Origin of the sequence: Aquitalea magnusonii (assembly GCF_002217795.2) — a bacterium.
Taxonomy (GTDB): Bacteria; Pseudomonadota; Gammaproteobacteria; order Burkholderiales; family Chromobacteriaceae; genus Aquitalea; species Aquitalea magnusonii_B.
The window spans coordinates 1,035,054-1,053,644 of the sequence record NZ_AP018823.1 but is presented as its reverse complement, the minus strand read 5'-3'; the positions used below and the strand labels follow the sequence as shown (position 1 = coordinate 1,053,644).

Annotated in this window: 17 protein-coding genes; 7 read left to right on the top strand and 10 right to left on the bottom strand. The window is 61.1% G+C overall.

What is annotated here, in order from left to right:
* The gene (locus tag DLM_RS05140; RefSeq protein WP_089085279.1) at positions 1-1,278 is read right to left on the bottom strand and encodes a haloacid dehalogenase-like hydrolase; all 1,278 of its coding nucleotides are present in this window, start codon (positions 1,276-1,278) and stop codon (positions 1-3) included.
* Positions 1,279-1,499: 221 nt separating this feature from the next.
* Here DLM_RS05140 and DLM_RS05135 point away from each other — a divergent pair, with 221 nt between their 5' ends.
* The 6 genes from DLM_RS05135 (at position 1,500) to DLM_RS05110 (ending at position 6,454) form a co-directional block, all read left to right on the top strand.
* Positions 1,500-2,267, top strand: a complete 768-nt coding sequence (locus DLM_RS05135) for a DeoR/GlpR family DNA-binding transcription regulator (RefSeq protein ID WP_089085278.1) — start codon at positions 1,500-1,502, stop codon at positions 2,265-2,267.
* 189 nt (positions 2,268-2,456) lie between these two features.
* Positions 2,457-3,386, top strand: a complete 930-nt coding sequence (locus DLM_RS05130) for a CysB family HTH-type transcriptional regulator (RefSeq protein WP_089085277.1) — start codon at positions 2,457-2,459, stop codon at positions 3,384-3,386.
* Positions 3,387-3,522: 136 nt separating this feature from the next.
* Entirely contained in the window at positions 3,523-3,888 is a 366-nt protein-coding gene (locus tag DLM_RS05125; RefSeq protein ID WP_089085276.1) for a hypothetical protein, read from the top strand.
* Between the two features lie 114 nt (positions 3,889-4,002).
* The gene (pagP, locus tag DLM_RS05120) at positions 4,003-4,557 is read left to right on the top strand and encodes a lipid IV(A) palmitoyltransferase PagP (protein WP_167467039.1); all 555 of its coding nucleotides are present in this window, start codon (positions 4,003-4,005) and stop codon (positions 4,555-4,557) included.
* Positions 4,558-4,736: 179 nt separating this feature from the next.
* Complete coding sequence (locus tag DLM_RS05115) at positions 4,737-5,141, top strand: hypothetical protein (RefSeq protein WP_089085274.1); 405 nt, start codon at positions 4,737-4,739, stop codon at positions 5,139-5,141.
* Between the two features lie 134 nt (positions 5,142-5,275).
* Entirely contained in the window at positions 5,276-6,454 is a 1,179-nt protein-coding gene (locus DLM_RS05110) for an MFS transporter (RefSeq protein WP_167467038.1), read from the top strand.
* A 20-nt stretch (positions 6,455-6,474) separates the two neighbouring features.
* Here DLM_RS05110 and DLM_RS05105 read toward each other — a convergent pair whose 3' ends face one another.
* Both DLM_RS05105 and DLM_RS05100 read right to left on the bottom strand, forming a co-directional pair.
* A complete protein-coding gene (locus tag DLM_RS05105; protein ID WP_089085272.1) occupies positions 6,475-7,308 on the bottom strand; it encodes a DMT family transporter in 834 nt (277 codons plus the stop codon).
* Positions 7,309-7,348: 40 nt separating this feature from the next.
* A complete protein-coding gene (locus DLM_RS05100) occupies positions 7,349-8,248 on the bottom strand; it encodes a LysR family transcriptional regulator (RefSeq protein ID WP_089085271.1) in 900 nt (299 codons plus the stop codon).
* 125 nt (positions 8,249-8,373) lie between these two features.
* Here DLM_RS05100 and DLM_RS05095 point away from each other — a divergent pair, with 125 nt between their 5' ends.
* Positions 8,374-9,588, top strand: a complete 1,215-nt coding sequence (locus DLM_RS05095; RefSeq protein WP_269461353.1) for an MFS transporter — start codon at positions 8,374-8,376, stop codon at positions 9,586-9,588.
* Here the strand turns inward: DLM_RS05095 and DLM_RS05090 are convergent.
* From DLM_RS05090 to aldA, 7 genes are all read right to left on the bottom strand, one after another.
* Positions 9,570-10,352 (bottom strand): CDP-diacylglycerol diphosphatase, encoded by a 783-nt coding sequence (locus DLM_RS05090; protein ID WP_089085269.1) that lies wholly within the window; start codon positions 10,350-10,352, stop codon positions 9,570-9,572. The genes DLM_RS05095 and DLM_RS05090 overlap by 19 nt on opposite strands.
* A 62-nt stretch (positions 10,353-10,414) precedes the next feature.
* Positions 10,415-11,647 (bottom strand): MFS transporter, encoded by a 1,233-nt coding sequence (locus DLM_RS05085; RefSeq protein ID WP_145985770.1) that lies wholly within the window; start codon positions 11,645-11,647, stop codon positions 10,415-10,417.
* 393 nt (positions 11,648-12,040) lie between these two features.
* Positions 12,041-12,778, bottom strand: coding sequence for an IclR family transcriptional regulator (locus DLM_RS05080; protein WP_197715505.1), 738 nt, complete (start codon positions 12,776-12,778; stop codon positions 12,041-12,043).
* An 85-nt stretch (positions 12,779-12,863) separates the two neighbouring features.
* On the bottom strand, positions 12,864-14,483 hold the full coding sequence (locus DLM_RS05075; protein ID WP_089085266.1) for a GMC family oxidoreductase: 1,620 nt from the start codon (positions 14,481-14,483) through the stop codon (positions 12,864-12,866).
* On the bottom strand, positions 14,480-15,727 hold the full coding sequence (locus tag DLM_RS05070; RefSeq protein ID WP_089085265.1) for a mandelate racemase/muconate lactonizing enzyme family protein: 1,248 nt from the start codon (positions 15,725-15,727) through the stop codon (positions 14,480-14,482). The genes DLM_RS05075 and DLM_RS05070 overlap by 4 nt, the downstream gene beginning before the upstream one ends.
* Positions 15,724-17,010 (bottom strand): MFS transporter, encoded by a 1,287-nt coding sequence (locus tag DLM_RS05065; protein WP_089085264.1) that lies wholly within the window; start codon positions 17,008-17,010, stop codon positions 15,724-15,726. Before DLM_RS05065 ends, DLM_RS05070 begins: the two co-directional genes overlap by 4 nt.
* A gap of 109 nt (positions 17,011-17,119) precedes the next feature.
* Entirely contained in the window at positions 17,120-18,544 is a 1,425-nt protein-coding gene (aldA, locus tag DLM_RS05060) for an aldehyde dehydrogenase (protein WP_089085263.1), read from the bottom strand.
* Between the last annotated feature and the right edge of the window lie 47 nt (positions 18,545-18,591).

Genomic DNA, 18,591 nt, shown 5'->3' with positions numbered 1-18,591 from the left:
TCAGGCCAGCAGCTTGCGTTCGCGCTTACCGTATTTCAGCGATTGTTCATCCGGCAACATCAGGCCGGTGCTTTCGTCCCGTCCCTGCAGAATGAAGCGCGCCTGCGGCTGACCCAATTGCTCGGCGGCCAGTTTGCTATCCGCGCCGATCTCGCCTTTCTTCATGCGATTCACAATCAGCCCCACCGAGGTGTCGGCAAAATCGCGCAGCATCCAGGCATCGCCATCGCTATCACCGGCCACCAGGATGGGGCCATAGCCTTTTTTCGCCTGTAGCTGCTGGCGGATGCCCACGGTTTTGCCCGGCCCCCAGTTAAAGTGCCAACCCGGCTGATAGCGGTCGGTATATTTGCCATCCGCCATTTCCAGCCGCAGGCCGATGACGTTTTCCGCCGGCACGCCGTAGCCAAAATCTTCATGACCGGCAAACACCCGCACCACATCGTCAATCGAAGCGGTGCTGACATACACATCAATCCCGTTGGCGCGCAGGGTGTGCATCAGACCGCGGATTTCCTCATGCACGCGGATGCCATGAAAATGGGTATCCGCCACCACCCCGGCCTTGCCCGGCAGGCTGCGCGGGCTTTCATAACGCACTTTGCGCAGCGCGTCGCCCAAGGCCGCCTTGTTGGAGGCCATTGCCATCGCCTGCAATTCCGCCGGGCTCATGTTCTTGTAGAAATAGATGATCCACTTGTAGCCGATTTCCAGCGGGAAGCTGTCGCAGATGGCGTCATACATGAAATACAGCTTGGCGCGAAAATCCTTGAACTGCTCGCTGGCCTGGATTTCCTCCAGGCTGCGGCTGCCGGCCAGGCCCTGGTAATTGGTATACAGCCAGCGGTAGTCAGACACCACATCCGCCGCGATATCCGCCATCCGCACCGGCTGGCCATCCACCGTCTTGTAGTCGGCGATAAAGGTTTCATCCGGCACATCGCGCCACACTACCTGGCTGAACTCCTCGGGCGTCAGCTTGTACTGCAGGTGGTTGATCTGGTACATCAGCAGCGCTTCTTCGCAGTCGTTCATGATGCAGGTGTTATCCCAGTCGAACACGGCATACGGCTTGCGCTCGGCGCGGTAAGCCGCACTGGCACTGCCATGCTGACTAAGCAGCAATTGCAGCCGCTGTACATTGCGCGGCGACCAGCGCGCCGCATCCAGCGGCACGCTGACATTGCCGGCAGCAGCGCGGGCGGTGGTGGACGTCAGCAGCAGGGGGCTGCTGGCGGTTACGGCGGCAAGGGCATGTATGAACTGGCGGCGCTGCATGGTCTCTCCCGGGATGGTGTAGGGGTGGACGGACAGACTCTCTGCCCGTCAGCATGCACAGCATGATAAATACCCAATATTACAACTTTGCCACAAAAGTACACAAAATGCCGGAATGCGACCCAGCCTGAGCGCGCGGCAAGCGGCTTGACAGCCCCCTCTGCTATCTCGCAATGTGCATTGCCATTCTTCCACTGTCTTCCCGCAGGAGTACCGCAGCCATGTGGCAACAGGAACGCTACCAGCGCATCCGCGCCTTGCTGTCCACGCAACACCGCCTGAGCACAGAACAACTGGTCAGCGCATTGCAGGTATCGCGAGAAACGGTACGCCGCGATGTGGCGGCCCTGGAAGCCATGGGAGAGTTGCGCCGCACCCATGGCGGCGTGATTGCCCGCAGCGGCGAGGAAGCGCCAATTGCCGAGCGCGCCCAGCAACAAGTGCCTTACAAGCAGGCTATCGCCCGCGCCGCTTGCAGCAGGCTGCAGCAGGGACAAACGCTGTTCATCGATGCCGGCACCACCACCGCACTGCTGGCGCGCGAACTGGCCACGCTCAGCGGCATGACCATCATCACCAATGCTTTCGAAGTGGCACTGGCCTTGCGCCGGCCCGCACAGGACAAGGGCCATCAGCTCATCATGCTGGGGGGTGAACTGGGTGAACGCGCGCCGGCCACGGTGGGCGGCACCACGGTGGCGGAAATCTACCGTTATCACGCCGACATCGCCCTGCTGTCGCCCGTCGGCGTCAGCGCCAGCATGGGCGCCAGCAATTACGACCCGCGTGAAGCAGAGGTGGCGCGCGCCATGTGCGCTCAGGCGGATCAGGTCTATATGCTGGCCGACTGCAGCAAACTGGGCATCAACAGCCGCATCAGCACCTGCACCGCCAGCGACATCGACTTGCTGATCAGCAACCGGCAGGCGGCCGACATGCCGGCCTGCCAGCAACTGGCGGCACTGACAGGAGAAATGTGGCTGGTGTGATGGTGCCAGCCCCACTGAGATCAAGATGGCATATGCAAACAAGAAAACGTTATTTTTGTTATATTAAAAACAGAAATATCCTGTTTTAAGTTATATGAATCAGGATAGTTTCATGGCCAATTTCTTCCTTCGTGCAGTGAGCACACCGCAGCACCCCTTTCTGTCGCTGTCCCGCACGGAGGCCGCGGCATGAACTTCCAGCAACTGCGCATCATCCGTGAAACCGTACGGCAAAACTTCAACCTGACCGAAGTGGCCAATGCGCTGTACACCTCGCAATCCGGCGTCAGCAAACACATCAAGGACCTGGAAGACGAACTGGGCGTGGAGCTGTTCGTGCGCAAGGGCAAGCGTTTTCTCGGCCTGACCGACCCAGGCAAGGAATTGCTCACCATCGTGGAGCGCATGCTGCTGGATGCCGGCAATATCAAGCGTCTGGCAGAACAATTCAGCCAGCGCGACGAAGGTCAGCTCACCATCGCCACCACCCACACCCAGGCACGCTATGCCTTGCCGCAAGTGGTCACCGCATTCAAGAAAGCTTTTCCCAAGGTACATCTGGTGCTGCATCAGGCCAGCCCGGAAGAGCTGGTACGCCTGCTGCAATCGGGTGATGCCGACATTGGCATCGCCACCGAGGCGGTGGCCGAAGTGCCGGAACTGGTGTCCTTTCCCTACTACGGCTGGTATCACAGCGTGATTGCCCCACCGCATCACCCGCTGCACCAGCAGACGCTGTCGCTGGAAACCCTGGCCGAATACCCCATCGTCACCTACCACCAGGGTTTTACCGGCCGCGCCCAGATCGACCGTGCCTTTGCCCGCGCCGGGCTGGTGCCGGACATCGTGATGTCGGCCCTGGATGCCGACGTGATCAAGACTTATGTCGAACTGGAACTGGCGGTGGGCATTGTTGCCTCCATGGCGGTAGACCCGCAGCGCGACAAGGCGGTGCAAGTGGTGGCCGGAGAACCGCTGTTTGGCCAGCAGACCACCCGCATCGCCATTCGGCGTGGTCACTACCTGCGCAGTTATGCCTACCGCTTTATCGAGCTGTGCTCCGCCGCGCTGGATGAAACTACGGTGCGCAGCGCCTTGAGCCCGGCGCTGCAAGACTGATCAGGCCCAGGGCATCAGTCGGCCAGGACATTACAGAAATTGATGTTTCTTGCCGCAAGTTGACGTGGCAGACGGGTATTCTGCAGGCTGATTTGCTGAATGCCCGGTCCTTGCACCGGCAAGGACTGCCTGTTTCATGTTCAAGCTGATTGCCCGCCTCACCTCCCGCCGTAAAGTGCTGCCCCCTCTGGATAATGCCAGTGCGGGCAAGCTATGCCAGCAGTTTCTGCCTGCTGTGCAAGCGCTATGCCAGCAAAGGCTCAACCGCATGCATGGCATGCTGACAAGTCCGCTGACGCTGCGTAGCGAAGACAGCATGACGCTGTACGAACGTGCCTGCCTGTATCTGGAATTTGGTGAATGGCACAAGGCCGTGACCCTGCTGGAGGCCGCCGCCCAGCGCCTGCACGCCCACTCGCCCAGTGCCGCCGCCGGCCTGCTGCAGCTTAGCCGAGACATGCGCGGGGCCGAACGCAAGCTACGGGAACTTTCCAGTCATTGAGATGGTCTGCCGAGCTGGCTTGACCCATGCAAGCAGACAGGTAACATCTCAGTCTGACATCTTCCCGCAACCCTGCAGCCGGCCATGCCGCGGCTGTACCGCATATCGATCTTCATGCTTTCACACACCCGCCTGAACACCGCACTGGCGCTTGCCTCCGTGCTCTCCTGTAGCCTTGCCACCGTGGCGCATGCCGACTCACTGTGGGACAGCGCCCGCAACGAAGTACAGCATGTCTGGGATGATGGCACGCTGGATGCCTATCTGCCGCTGAATACCTACCACATGCGCTGGGCCTATACCAAACAGAAGATTGCCGAGTTCAACGAAAACCCCTGGGGCTTTGGCCTGGGCCGCAGCCTGCGCGATGACAACGATAACTGGCATGCCCTGTATGCCATGGCCTTTCTGGATTCGCACAAGGAAGTGGAACCGATTGTAGGGTATGCCTACACCCACCCCTTTGCCCGTGCCGGTGAATGGCGGGCCGAGATCGGCTACACCGCCTTCATCACCTCCCGAACCGACACCCTGCACTCCTTCCCCTTCCCCGGCGTACTGCCGCTAGTGGGCATCAGTTATGGCAAGTTCACCATCAACAGCACTTACATCCCCGGCGGCAAGGGCAATGGCAATGTGCTGTTTACCTTTGCGCACTATCATTTCTGAGTCGCCACAAAGCAGCCACCGGGTGCAGTCGCCACACACCCTACCGTGTAAAGCATGTTAAACGGGGCTAAATCATTTCGCTTCGCTCAAAGCCATGTAAAACCTGCACCAGCCTGCTTGTGATGCAGCGACCGCCTGATTAAGGTGGTCGCATTGTTCATCATGAATGCAGAATCACCATGCGCCCCACCTTCTTTGCCAGCGCCATGCTGGCCCTGCTGTTAAGCAGCAGCAGCTACGCCGCCGCCGCAAACACCCCGACCGACACCCCGCCGGCACAAGGCTGCCAGCGCGATCATCTTGCCAGCCCGGCTGCCGCGGGTGAGGCTGGCGGATATTGCGACCCGCATGGCCCGCACCACGGTGAAGACCATCACCTCCCACCGCCGCCGCCACACGAGCCGCCGCTGGCTGCGGTCAAGGCTTGCCTTGGTAAAAAAGCAGGCAGCAAAACCACCATCTACGTCAACGGTGACAGCATTCCAGCCGTATGCCAGCACTATGACGGCATGATTCTGGCCAAGCCCTTGCAGCCACTGCCGCCACCCGCCTTGCCGCAGCAGCCAGAGGATGTGCCACGCTAAACACGGCGGAAATACCATCCAGCGGACAAGGCCGGGCCATGCCCGGCCTTGTCGTATGCATGCAGTCAATACGGTTGCCACAGATAACATGCCCTTGTGCTAGGCTGTCACTCCCCCCACCGCGGAGCCCTTTCATGCTGCCACGCAGCGCATGGCGCGATTTCACCGCCGTCATCTTCAGTGTCGCCCTGCTGGGCCTGGGCCTGGGCAGCACCATGCCGCTCACCGCCCTGACACTGACCCAGCGCGGTTTCAGCCCGGAAGTGATTGGCTGGACCGTGGCCGCCAGTGCCGTGGGCGGTGTGCTGGCCACCATGGCAGCACCGGCGCTGGCACTGCGCCTGGGCCGCCGCAATGTCATGCTGGCTTGCTTGCTACTGGCCAGCGCCTCGGTCATGCCCTTGCAATACCTCAACAGTATTCCGGGCTGGATGCTGGCTCGCTTGCTGTTTGGTGCGGCCATGGCACCGCTGTTTGTACTGGGAGAAAGCTGGATCAACACGCTGGCCGCAGACCATGCCCGTGGCCGCATCGTCGCCATCTACTCCACCTGTTTTACCGCCTGTCAGGTGCTGGGTCCCTTGCTGACCGACCTGCTGGCACGCTGGCCAGAGCAGGCTTTCCTGTTGTGTGGCGGCCTTTTCCTGCTGGGACTGCCGGGTATCATGCTGGCAGCACCCGAGCAAGCAGACAGACCGCCACACGGACACAGCACCAGCGAAGCGCAGAAAGCGAGCAGCACCAGTTGGCTGGGCATTGTCCGCACCGCACCCGCCATCCTGCTGGGAACCGCTTTTTTTGCCTCGTTCGACACCATCATGCTGAGTTTTTTGCCCCTGGTCGCCATGGAATCCGGCATGAGTCAAAGCCGCGCACTGGCGTCCGCCTCCATTTTGCTGTCCGGTGACGCGGCGCTGCAGTTCGGCATCGGCTGGCTGGCCGATCATCTGGGCCGCCGCCGGGTTCACCTGCTGTGTGGCACGCTGGTCTGCCTGCTACTGCCCTTGCTGCCCACCATGCTGCATCTGCCAGGCTGGTGGGAGGCTTATCTGTTCCTGCTGGGCGGCTGTGCCGGAGCCATCTACACCCTGTCGATGGTGGCCAGTGGCGAACAGTTCAGCGGTGCCGCATTGCTGCGTGTTTCCGGTTTGATCTCATTGAGCTGGAATGCGTCCAGCAGCCTGGGCCCGGCAGCCACAGGACTGCTGATGCAGCATGCCGGTTCTGGCTGGATGGTAGCGGTGCTGTGGGGCATCGGGCTGCTATTCCTGCTGGCATGCAGACTGCACAACAAGACGGCTGCCACAGGCTGAGCCCGGCCAGACCGGCGGCCTCAAGCCAGACGCAGCAGCATGGCACCGGCAGCCATCACCAGTGCAGACCACACCCGCTGCCGACCAGGCCGCTCCCCCAGCAGCAGCCGGGCCAGCAGCATGGCAAACAGGATGGAGGTTTCCCGCAATGCGGCCACCACCGCCACCGGTGCCAGCGTCATCGCCCACAACGCAATGCCATAAGAGGCGATGGTGCCGGCACCACCCAGCAGGCCACGCCACCAGTCACGCCGCAGGGCAGCACGCAGCGCCGCCGGCTGATACCGGCAGGCCCAGATGGGAAGCGGCAGGCCGCATAGCAAGAAGATCCACAAGGTATAGCCGGCAGGTGCAGCAGACAAACGCACGCCTATTCCATCCACCATGGTGTAAGCGGCAATCACCAGCGCATTGAGCAAGGCCGGCAGCACCCCGTGACGCGGTCCCTGCGGTACCGAACAGGCCATGCTCAGAATGCCGCCGCACAACACGGCGATGCCGGCGATGGCCATGCTGCTGAGCGATTCGCCAAATACCGCAGCATTGCATACAGCCACCAGCAAAGGGGCCGTGCCGCGCATCAAGGGGTAGACCAGTCCCATGTCCGCCACCCGGTAGCTACGGGAAATCAGCCACAGATACAACACTTGCAAGGCAACCGAAGCGGCAATATACGGCCAGCTTGCCAGCGCCGGCGCAGGCAGCCAGGGCAGGATGCAGCAGGCCAACAGACTGGCAAAACCCGCGACCAGCACCGTGCCGAACCAGGCGGAGGCAGACGCCTTGATCATGGCATTCCAACTGGCATGCAAGGCGGCAGCCAGCAATAGCAGGGCAAACACACCGGCTGTCATTGCGCTAACACCGGTGGTGCGGGCAAAAGAACATTACGCACTAGCATCTACCCTCCTCCTGCCGCGCAGGCCGCAAAAACTGCTCGACCAATGCCAGAAAGGCTGCCGCTGCTGGCGTCGGGCTATCGTGACAGGCCAGATACACACGGCGGCGCGGGCCGTTTAACACCGGCCGCGCCGCCAGCATGCCATGCTGACCGGCCCCCAGCGCCGGTACCATGCCGATGGCAGCGCCGGTGCTGACCAGGCTGACCAGCATATCGGCGTGATTCACCTCGAAACTCACCCGTCGCTTGATGCCCTGCGCGGCAAACGCCATGTCGGTTTGCTGGCGCGGCCCGGTGCCGGCCGGCCAGTCAACCAGGGTTTGCTGCGCCAACTGCTGCAAGGTAAGGCTGGGACAAGCAGCCAGCGGGTGCTGCGGATGCAGCAAAGCCAGCAGCGGCTCTTCCCACAGCAGGCGGGCATCCAGCCCCAATACCGGTTCACCAGGCCATACGCCAAGAAAGGCCGCGTCAATCTGCTGCACGCGCAATTCTTCCATCATCACATCACTCATGCGCATGGCCACCTGCACCTCAACCTGCGGATGGCGGCGATGGTATTCCGCCAGCAGGCCGGGCAAATCCAGCCGGCTGAGGGTGGAAATGTAGCCTATGCGCAGATGGCCGCGGATTTCTCCGGTAGCCGCCGCCATTTCATCTTCCAGCCGGCGCGCCGCATCGCGTACCTGGCGTGCATGATTGACAAAGGTATGCCCCGCTGGCGTCAGCGTGACCTGGCGCGAAGTACGTTCAAACAAGCGGGTGCCAAACTCCTGTTCCAGCCGCGCAATCTGGTGGCTGAGGGCAGATTGCACGGTATGGCAACGCTCGGCGGCGCGGGTGAAGTTCTCTTCCTCGGCCACGGCCAGTACATAGTCGATCTGGCGCAGATTCATCCTGCTATCTCACTTTGACATCAAAAATATGAAAACAATACATTGGAGTCATCTTTGATGCCAGCAGATACTTTGTGGCCTGCCATCGAGCACCCGCAATATCACTAGCCACCGGAAGCACACACTTGAATACCACCCATACCCTAGCCCACCCGCCAAAAGCATCGACCGGCCTCAGCCCCGTGCTGATGTGGCTGATGACGGTGGCCACCGGCCTGGCCGTGGCCGGCAATTACTACGCCCAGCCACTATTACCGGAAATCACCCGCGGACTGGGCATCTCCGCCGCCAATGCAGGCGGCATCGTCACCACCGCCCAACTGGGCTATGCATTCGGGCTGCTGCTGATTGTCCCGCTGGGCGACATGCTGGAAAAACGCCGGCTGATCATCCTGATGATGCTGCTGGCCACCACCGGCTTGGTCATCAGCGCCAGTGCCGCCAGCTTGCGGCAGTTGCTGCTGGGTACCGCGCTGGCAGGCTTGTGCTCGGTAGTGGCACAAATCCTGCTGCCGCTGGGCGCCAGCCTGGCGGCAGAAAACACACGCGGCCGGGTGGTGGGCACCATCATGAGCGGCCTGCTGACCGGGATTCTGCTGGCGCGCACTGTGGCCGGCATGCTGGCGGACCTGGGTGGCTGGCACACCGTCTACTGGTGCGGCGCGGCAGCCATGCTGCTGATGACGCTGGTGCTGGCGCGCCAGTTGCCGGTCAGCCCGGCGGGCAAGGGCTTGTCCTACCCGCAATTGCTGCAGTCGGTGCTGCGGCTGTTGGTGGAAGAACCCATGCTGCGTCTGCGCGGCCTGCTGGGGGCCATGGCCTTTGCCACCTTCAGCGTGATGTGGACTTCCATCGCCTTCTTGCTGGCCGCGCCACCATTTGGCTATTCCAACAGCACCATCGGCCTGTTTGGTCTGGCCGGTGCCGCCGGTGCCTTGTCGGCCAATGTGGTGGGCCGGCTGAGCGACAAGGGCCACGGCGCGCTGGCCTCCCGGCTCAGCCTGGGCCTGATGTTGCTGGCCTGGCTGCCGCTGGCGCTGGCACCGCATTCGATTACCGCCCTGCTGCTGGGCATCCTGCTGCTGGACCTGGGGGTGGCAGGCTGCCATGTCAGCAATCAGGGGGCGATTTACCGCATCCGGCCAGAAGCCCGTAACCGGCTGACATCGGCCTACATGACCAGCTATTTCATTGGCGGTGCAGCAGGTTCGCTGGTTTCAGCCTGGGCCTACGGCCACTGGGGCTGGATGGGCGTGGTGCTGGCCGGGGCAGCGTGCAGCCTCACCGGCATCTGCGCCTGGGCGCTGTCCGGCCCCCGCCATCATGGCCTGACTGGCTGAGGCGACAGCACCTGACAGTCATGGTCCTGCACATCACCCTCGGAGGAAGCAAAGTTGCCGGCCAGCACATCCGCCTTGCTGGCCAGTAGCCAGAAACCCGGCCCGTCGGCCAGACGGGTGGCAATCACCGCCAGCGTGTAGCTGCCCATCTGCCCGCTGGCACCGGCCACCTCATCGGCCAGCAAACGGAATGGCCGAACGCCATCCAGTGTTTCACCCGGTACAGCACGCGCCAGATAGGCGTGGCCGTTGATGCCGTCCGCCAGCGGCTGCCACTGCAGCCCGATGCCTGCCTGCTGCAAGCGCGCGGGTAGCTCTGGCCGGACGCAGGAAACATGAATGTGCAGCTGGTTCTGACTGCGGCCCCATTGCGAGTTCACCGTCAGCGCCACCGCCTCGCGCGGCAGCACACTGCCATGCAGCCGCGCCATCCACTGCCTTGCCTGCCAGGCGGCAGCCCAGTAGTCCGGTGCATCCGCCTGCAATAGCAGCGGGCTTTCAATGCCACTGACCCGCGCGGTGGGAATCAGCAGATATTGCAAAACGCCGTGGATGTCCTTGAGGATGGCATGCCCTTGCGGCTCACCCTGTGTCATGTCCAGCGCGGCACACGGGGCCGGGTCCTGCGCCTGCTGCCAATGCGGCACACATTGCTGATGCACGATATTCCACAAGGCATCGGCATTGGCGGCATGCACCGCCCACGACACCAGCAGGCCAAGCAGCGCCAGCACGGCACTGGCGCGGAAGATTTTCACCGTCATGGAGTGATGCTTTCGCCAGAGGAAAAACCGCATGATCAATCAGGCAGGTGACAAACCGTCGCTCAGCGCGGCGGCAGCAGGCTGGGCAGCGGCCAGCGCTTGACCGTCCACTGCGCATACAAGCCCAGCAAGGCCGCCAGGCCCAGCGACACCACAAAATAACCGGCAGGCCCGACAGAAGCCATCACCGCCGAGCACAGCAAGGGCCCCAGCGTGCCACCCAGCGCATACACCATCAGCAGGGATGCGCTGATTTCCACCCGGTGGCGTGGCGGCATGGCATCGTTGGCAATACCGCTGAGCGTGCCGTAGAAGGTAAAGGCAATCGCCACATACACCATCACCAGCGGCAGCATCCAGCCCGAGCCGGTCAGCAGGATCAACACCAGTGACAAGGCGGCCACCACCATTGCCGAATAGGCCAGCAACTGGGCGCGGTCGCTGCTGTCCGCCCATTTGCCCATCGGCCATTGCAATAGCGGTGCGGCCAGCAAGGCCATGCCCATGAAACCGGCAATGTCTGCTGCCGACTTGCCCAGCTGGCTGAGCATGGCGGGCAACATGGTGTAAAAGGCGCTGTTGAAACAACCGGCCAGCAATGCGCCCACCAGACTGAGCGGCGCACGCCGCCCCAGCAGACGCAAGGTACGCAGCGCCCGCGCCAGCACATTGCCCGCAGCCGGAGCCGACAAGACCTGCGGCCGTTGCTGGGTGAGCGTGACCGGAATGATGGCCAGCGAAAACAGCATGGTCACAATGATGAAGGCCCAGCCAGGCTGGCTGAATGGCAGCTTGAGCAGCCACTGCCCGGCACTAGCACCCAGATAGCTGATGATCAGGTACAGGGAAAACAGCTGGCCACGCTGGCTATTGGTCACACAGCCATTCAGCCAGCTTTCCACCACCATGTAGATGCCCACCATGGCCAGACCATTGCCCAGCCGCGCCAGCAGCCACAACCAGGGCGCGGTGAACAAGGCCTGACACAGGGTCAGCACACAGATCATGGCGGTAAGCGCGGCAAAGGCGCGGTGATGGCCATACTGGCGGATCATGCCGCTGCAAAAGAAACCGCCAATGAAAAAACCGGCATAGTAGGCCGACTGCACCATGCCCGCCACCGCCACCGGCACGCCATTGGCCAGCAGGCTGAGCGAGGTTTCGGTACTGCCCAGCGCATTGCCCACCACCAGCAAGGCATAGGCCAGCAACAGGCTGGCCACCGCGCGCAACATGCTGCGCCAGCTGCGTTCCTCCACCATCATGCCTTCCATCACCATGCCACCCCTTGCCACGCCATTTCAAAACGATGTCATTATCCATGACAAACCCAGCCCTGACTGGCCATAAATCGACAGCTATCGACAGCTACAGTGCTGCGTTAAGCATTCCGTCCTCTTGCCGCTGCAAACAGAAAACCGCCCACTGCTCAAGTGGGCGGTCTGCCATGTGCCGCACTGCGGCAAGTAATCACGCGGCTAGCGGCTGTACTGCACGCTTTTCGACAAAAAGCTGCACGTCATCATCTGCAGCTGGAGTGAGAATATCACTTGGGGCTCGGCCTGCACTAGCTGCCCATCCCGCAACGTAAGGATGCACTTCCCGTGCATTCAGTTATTCATTGTCGTGCCGCATTCAGTTGGCAACCCGGTAACAGCGCGGAATAAAGAATCAAGCCAGACAATCGCTCAGCCTATGCGCGCGGCCAGCTGGCGCGCCGCCTGAATCAGGGGGCTGGAATAACTGCGGCTTGCCTGTTCGCTCAGCTCATTGCTGGCGACACAGATGCTGATGGCGGCAATCGGCTCATGGCTCAGATTGACCACTGGTGCGGCCAGACAACTGACCCCACTCTCGATTTCCCCATGTGTCACGGCATAACCCAGGCGCTGGGCACGTTCCAGCTGGTGGCGCAGCTCCGGTGGCGCGATCAGGAACTCGCCATCCAGATAGGCTTGCAGATAATCCTTGCTGCGCAGGCTGAGAATGGCCTTGCCAGCGGCGGCACGGTGCAAGGGCAAGGTCTGACCGATGTAGGAATGAAAACGGTGGCTCAGTGCAGACTCCAGCCTGGCTACCACCACCACGGTATTACCCACCGGAATGCTCAACAGCACGGTTTTGTGTACTTCGTTCTTGAGGATTTCGGCAATCGGGTGGAAATACGGAATGATGCTTTGCCGGCCATAAATGGTGGAAGCCATCTGGAAAATCTTCGCACCGATGGCATAGGACTTCTTGCGCCCCGGATCCATCACCACCAGCTGGGCCTGTAACAGGCTGCCCAGAATACGATAACAACTGGCGGCAGGAATACCGGTTTGCGCACTGATCTCAGCCTGGGTCAGCGGGTAGGCGGCATTCACCAGCGACTGCAAAATGGCAATCGCGCCATCCACTGCGGGGGCGGTTGGTCGCGCAGGCAAGATGCGCTCCTGTGACAAAGCCCTGCGCTGTCGGCTGCTACAGCCAGCGCAGGGCCTGGTTGATAACAAGGGTTAGCTGAACGGCTCAGTGCCAATCCTGCAAAATCATCTCAGCCGCTTTTTCCGCCACCATCATCACCGGTGCATTGGTATTGCCGGAGGTGATGTTGGGAAAGATGGCGGCATCCACCACCCGCAGCCCGGCAACTCCATGCACTTGCAGCCGGTGGGAAACAACAGCGCTGGCCGGATCCGGCCCCATCGCACAACTGCCACACAGATGATAGATGGAACCGGACTCCTCGCGGAAGAAGCGCAGCATGCTGTCATCGTCATCCACCTTGCCAGCCGGAGAAACCTCCTCCACCGTAATACGGCGCAAGGCCTCGGCCTGCATCAGGCGGCGGATGAAGCGGCTGCCCTGCACGGCTTCGCGCCGGTCCTTGTCGGTAGACAGATAATTGGGCCGGATGCTGGCAGGCAGCGCCGGGTCGGCACTGCTGATGGCGACCGAACCCCGGCTGCTGGGTCGGCAGGGATTGAAGCACAGCAGGAAACCGGAATAGGGTTCGGGCTTGAGTGCCGCCCTGGCATCCTTGGGAATGCTGTAGGACAGCGGATTGAAATACAGTTGCAGATTCGGCCGCTCCTCCTCTTCACTGCCACGGAAAAAGCCCCCGGCCTGATTCACACTCAGCGCCAGCGGCCCCTTGCGGGTGAAGGCATAGCGCAGCGCCGCCATCCCCTGCCCCCACAGGCTGCCCAATTCATCATTCAGCGTCTTGCAATTGGCGCGGTAGTAAAAGGACACACACAGATGGTCTTGCAGGTTCTGGCCCACCGCCGGCAGGTGCTGGCGCAGTGGAATGCCCAGTTCTTGCAGCAAGGCGGCATCGCCAATGCCGGACAATTGCAACAGCTTGGGTGAGTCCACCGCACCGGCCGCGATAATCACTTCCTTGCTGGCAAAAAAGCGGCGTGCCACACCGTTTTGCCTGACCGCCACCCCATTGGCACGCCCGGCAGCGTCAAACAGGATGGCTTCGGCCTGACAGTGGGTCTCCACCGTGAGATTAGCCCGCGTCATGGCCGGGTGCAGATAGGCCACCGCACTGGACGCACGCTCGCCATGCCGGATATTCGCCTCGTAAATGCCCGCGCCTTCAAACCGGGCGGCGTTGAAATCGTCATTCAGCGGCAAACCCAGTTGCTGGCAGGCTTCCAGATAATTCTGGCAGATGGGGTGTGCCTGCTCCCGCATCGGGGTGATGCCGATCAGCCCCTTGTTGCTGCGCCAGGGGGTTTCACCAGCCGGGTGGTTTTCCAGTTTCTTGAAGTAAGGCAGCACATCGCGATAGCCCCAGCCCGGATTGCCTGCGGCTTCCCAGTCGTCGAAATCTGCCGGCTGCCCGCGCACATAAATCATGGCATTGATGGCACCGGAACCACCCAGCACCTTGCCACGCGGTGCATACAGCTTGCGCCCGGCCAGATTGGCCTCCGGTTCGGTGTAATACATCCAGTTGGTGTGTGGGTTGTAGTAGTGTTTGACGTAGCCCACCGGCAGACGGAACCAGAAGGAATCATCCTTGCCACCGGCTTCCAGCAATAACACGCGATGCTGGCCGGACTCGCTCAGGCGACTGGCCAGGATGCATCCGGCAGAACCCGCCCCCACGATGATGAAATCATATTGCTGGCTCATAGGCTTTTATCCGTATTCCAGCGGTTTTTCCAGGCGTCGGATGACTGCGTCCGCACATCAAACGGCTTCGGGTCCATCAACAGGTGCAAACGCTCGCCCACATAGGGCGAGTGCGCCCTGACGACATCCATGTTCAGCTCCACGCCAAGGCCAGGCGCGGTCGGCGGAATGATGAAACCGTCTTCCCAGCGGATAGGCTGCTTGAGCACCTGGGAATGGAAGCCATCCCAGGTCATGATGCTTTCCTGGATCAGGAAGTTTGGCGTGGCGGTGGCCAGTTGAATGCTGGCAGCGGCACCCACCGGCCCGTTGTACAGATGCGGGGCAATCTGGGCGTAATAGCCTTCGGCCATGCCGGCAATTTTCTTGGCTTCCAGAATGCCGCCCACCCGTCCCAGATTCATCTGCAATATCGACGCCGCGCCTTTTTGCAGCAGCTCCAGGAATTCATACTTGGTGGTCAGGCGCTCACCGGTGGCAATCGGAATGCTGGTTTTGCCGGCCACTTGCGCCATGGCGTCGGCCTGACCGGGCGGTACCGGCTCCTCGAACCATAGCGGGTCGTATTTTTCCAGCCTCTTCGCCAGACGGATGGCGGAGGCTGGCGTCATCTGGCCATGGGTGCCGAACAAGAGATCGCACTTGCTGCCGACGGCTTCACGTATCCTGCGGCAGAACAACTCGCACTGGTCCATCACCTCCAGCGACAGATGATGGCCGGAATACACGGTATAAGGCCCGGCCGGGTCAAACTTCAGTGCGGTAAAGCCTTGCTGCATGTACTGTGCGGCACATTCTGCGGCCAGGTCAGGGTCGTCGTAGTCGTACTGACCGTGGGCATTCTCGGGATAAAGATAGGTGTAGGAGCGCAGGCGCGCATTCACCTTGCCACCAATCAACTGGTAAACCGGCTGATTGGCCGCCTTGCCGATGATGTCCCAGCAGGCCATTTCCAGGCCGCTGGTGATGCCCATCATGGTGAGATCGGGGCGCTGGGTAAAACCGCTGGAATAGCACTCACGGAAGAAGCGCTCCACCTGATGCGGATCGTGGTTCAGCAAGTAGCGCTCGAATACATCCTGGATGGCCGGGACCATCACCTTGGGATGGAAGCTGGCGGCATACACCTCCCCCACCCCTTCAATACCGCAGTCGGTTTTCAGCGTGACAAAAATCCAGTACATACCGCCAACATGCGGCGGCGGAACCGCAACTACATGGGTCTCCAAGGAAATGATTTTCATCGCACAGACTCCCCTTGTTTATTCAGTTGTTTGAAATAAAACACTGCAGCAGTCCCCAGCAGCCCGCAGCAGGCGATATAGGCGAAATAGAAACGGCTGCCATCAACACCGGGGTAATGTGCGGCAAAGGCGGTATTGATCATGGGCAGGAAAATGTCCGGCAAATAGCCGATGACCGAAATCAGGCCGATGGCCAGGCCGGTAACGGAAAGCGGCACCCGGCAGGCATCCAGCAAGGCCCAGTACAAGCCGCGAATGGCATAGGTAAGCACGCCGATCAACAACACCAGGGCCAGCAAGAAGTAAATACCGGCGCGGCCAGGGAAAAGAATCAGGCCAAACAGGCTGAGTGAAGCAAGCAGCATGCACAGTCCCAGCACCCCCTCCTTGGAAATACGGTCGCCCAGGAAACCGCCGCCAATCCCACCGATGGGACGCATCCACAATTTGGTGACGGTAATGAAACCGGCCGCCACCGCGCTCATGCCATAGCCCTGCTGCAAATAGGCCGAAAAGGAATAAGTGGCCCAGAACAGCTGATAGCCGCAGAAGATGATGACGGCCAGCAGCCAGATTTGCGGGATGCCCAGCAATAGCCGCAGATCCGCCAGCAGGCTGCGCTGGCGCACCGCCCCGCTGGCGCGCTCGGCCACGCCCCTGTCCAGAAACAGCAGAATCAGCACGGCAATGGCCAGGCAGGTAAAGGAATACAGATAAATCACCTGCCGCAACGCCAGCTTTGCCTCTCCGCCCTGCTCAACATGAAAGGCAAAGATGGCCAGCGCAATGGAGGCCAGCACCGCCTCGACCAGGCCGCGGCCACCATCCAGAATGCCAAAGAAGCGCCCTTGCTCATTGGCCGCCGCCAGCATCTTCACGCCCTTGAGCAGCGCCGCCCAGAAGGTAAGCCCGGCAGCCAGTCCCCAGCCGACAAAAATGATTTCCAAAGCCTGATACGCCGGGAATGTGGCAAACCACAGCCCCAGCCCGCCCACCGCCGACAAGGAGAAAGCAATCAGCAAACGCGGCGGGAAGCGGTCCGCCAACCAGCCGCTGGGCAAGTAGCTGACGGCGTAGACGACGCCCAGCATGGAATAAAACACACCCAGATCGCTGCTGCTGATCTGGAAGCTTTGCAGGATGGTGGTTTCAAAATTCTGCCGCAGATACAGCAGTGGATAGATGGCACCGGCGGCCAGCAGCAGCAGGCCAAACTGGAAAAAGCGCAAACGATTGCGGGCATGCAGCGGCGACGCTGCAAGCAGAGTGTCAGCAAGTTTCATCTTGATGGTGTCTCCTGCTGCATCGCAGGACTTGTGGCAGGCCTTATGCGTTGGCCGTCCTGTCGTGTGCAGACTTGTTGTGAATCCGGATGAATGACTGGGAGAAAGCTCAGTATTTCAGGACGACCAGCCGCGTCTGGGTGAACTCCAGCATGCCGTGCTTGCCATCGTCGCCACCCAGGCCTGAGCGTTTCCAGCCGGCGTGATAACCCTGGTAGGGGTCTGCCGGGGTGCGGTTGACATACAGCTCGCCCGCTTCGATGTGGTTGGCAAAACGCATGGCGGTTCGGTAGTTTTCGGTATACAGCACCGAAGCCAGACCAAACTGGTGGTCGTTGGCCAGCAGCAAGGCTTCTTCTGCCGTGCTGTATTTGAGGACGCACAGTACAGGGCCGAAAATTTCTTCCTGTACGATTTCCATCTCCTGACGGCACTGGGTAAGCAAGGTGGGTGGGTAAAAAAAGCCAGGGCCTTGCGGAATGAAACCGCCGGTTTCCAGCACCGCACCATCATCGACCGCCCGCTCTACCATCTGCTGGATATTGAGCCGGGTTGTTGCATTGACCAGCGGACCCATGTAGTTGGGATGCCGCGCCCGGTTGCCATACTGGCGTACTGAAAAGCGCTCCTTGAGCAAGCGCACAAAATCCTCGTACACGCTGTCCTGCACATACACCCGTTCCACCGAGGTACACAGCTGGCCACAGTGGCTGAGGGCGGATGCCACAATGTCATTGGCTGCCTGCACCAGCTTGGCATCCGGCTCGATGATGGCCGGGGTCTTGCCGCCCAACTCGAGCGATGACCTGGCAATATTCACCTGGGAATACTCCAGCACCTTGCGGCCGGCCCCGACACTGCCGGTCAGGGTGATCATCCCTACCTTGGGATGGGTGCAAACGGTTTCTGCCACCGCATGGCTCATGGTCAGGATATTGACCACGCCGGCAGGCAGGCCGGCATCCAGCACAGCGTGGGCGATTTCAAAGGCCGAGCACGGCGTGTTGTTGCTGGGCCGCACCACCACGGTATTGCCGGTGATCAGTGCTGGCGCGATCTTGCGCAGCAAGGTGTAGACAGGGAAGTTGAACGGAATGAGGCAGACCACCACGCCGATGGCCTCGCGCATCAGCAGCAGGTTTTCCTGCGGGTTGTCGCTGGGGATGACCTCCCCTTCGATACGTCTGGCCCATTCGGCATGGTAGCGGGTGATTTCAGCGGCATAGCCAGCTTCGGCCATGGCATCACTCAGGCTCTTGCCAGACTCATCAGCCAGTGCGGCACCGATCTGCGACGAACGCGCCTGTAGTGCCTCTGCCAGTTTGTGCAAATACTGTGCGCGCTCACAGGCAGGCAAGGCAGCCCAGCCTTTTTGGGCTGCCGTTGCCGCCTCAACTGCCGACAGCGCTTCGGCAGTGGTGGCAGCGGATACCTGCGCACGAGGCTGGCCGGTGGCAGGGTCTACCACGCTGAAACTGACATCGCTTTCGGGCTGGATAAAGCTGTTGTTGATGAAATTCTGATAGCACTGCATGGGAGCAAACTCCTTGACTAGAGTATTGGCTCCATCACACCAGCCAC

Excerpts from the sequence above, each read along its gene's own strand:
- DLM_RS05140 (WP_089085279.1), bottom strand. The coding sequence starts at position 1,278 with ATGCAGCGCCGCCAGTTCATACATGCCCTTGCCGCCGTAACCGCCAGC.
- DLM_RS05135 (WP_089085278.1), top strand. The coding sequence starts at position 1,500 with ATGTGGCAACAGGAACGCTACCAGCGCATCCGCGCCTTGCTGTCCACG.
- DLM_RS05130 (WP_089085277.1), top strand. The coding sequence starts at position 2,457 with ATGAACTTCCAGCAACTGCGCATCATCCGTGAAACCGTACGGCAAAAC.
- DLM_RS05125 (WP_089085276.1), top strand. The coding sequence starts at position 3,523 with ATGTTCAAGCTGATTGCCCGCCTCACCTCCCGCCGTAAAGTGCTGCCC.
- pagP (WP_167467039.1), top strand. The coding sequence starts at position 4,003 with ATGCTTTCACACACCCGCCTGAACACCGCACTGGCGCTTGCCTCCGTG.
- DLM_RS05115 (WP_089085274.1), top strand. The coding sequence starts at position 4,737 with ATGCGCCCCACCTTCTTTGCCAGCGCCATGCTGGCCCTGCTGTTAAGC.
- DLM_RS05110 (WP_167467038.1), top strand. The coding sequence starts at position 5,276 with ATGCTGCCACGCAGCGCATGGCGCGATTTCACCGCCGTCATCTTCAGT.
- DLM_RS05105 (WP_089085272.1), bottom strand. The coding sequence starts at position 7,308 with ATGACAGCCGGTGTGTTTGCCCTGCTATTGCTGGCTGCCGCCTTGCAT.
- DLM_RS05100 (WP_089085271.1), bottom strand. The coding sequence starts at position 8,248 with ATGAATCTGCGCCAGATCGACTATGTACTGGCCGTGGCCGAGGAAGAG.
- DLM_RS05090 (WP_089085269.1), bottom strand. The coding sequence starts at position 10,352 with ATGACGGTGAAAATCTTCCGCGCCAGTGCCGTGCTGGCGCTGCTTGGC.
- DLM_RS05075 (WP_089085266.1), bottom strand. The coding sequence starts at position 14,483 with ATGAGCCAGCAATATGATTTCATCATCGTGGGGGCGGGTTCTGCCGGA.
- DLM_RS05070 (WP_089085265.1), bottom strand. The coding sequence starts at position 15,727 with ATGAAAATCATTTCCTTGGAGACCCATGTAGTTGCGGTTCCGCCGCCG.
- DLM_RS05065 (WP_089085264.1), bottom strand. The coding sequence starts at position 17,010 with ATGAAACTTGCTGACACTCTGCTTGCAGCGTCGCCGCTGCATGCCCGC.
- aldA (WP_089085263.1), bottom strand. The coding sequence starts at position 18,544 with ATGCAGTGCTATCAGAATTTCATCAACAACAGCTTTATCCAGCCCGAA.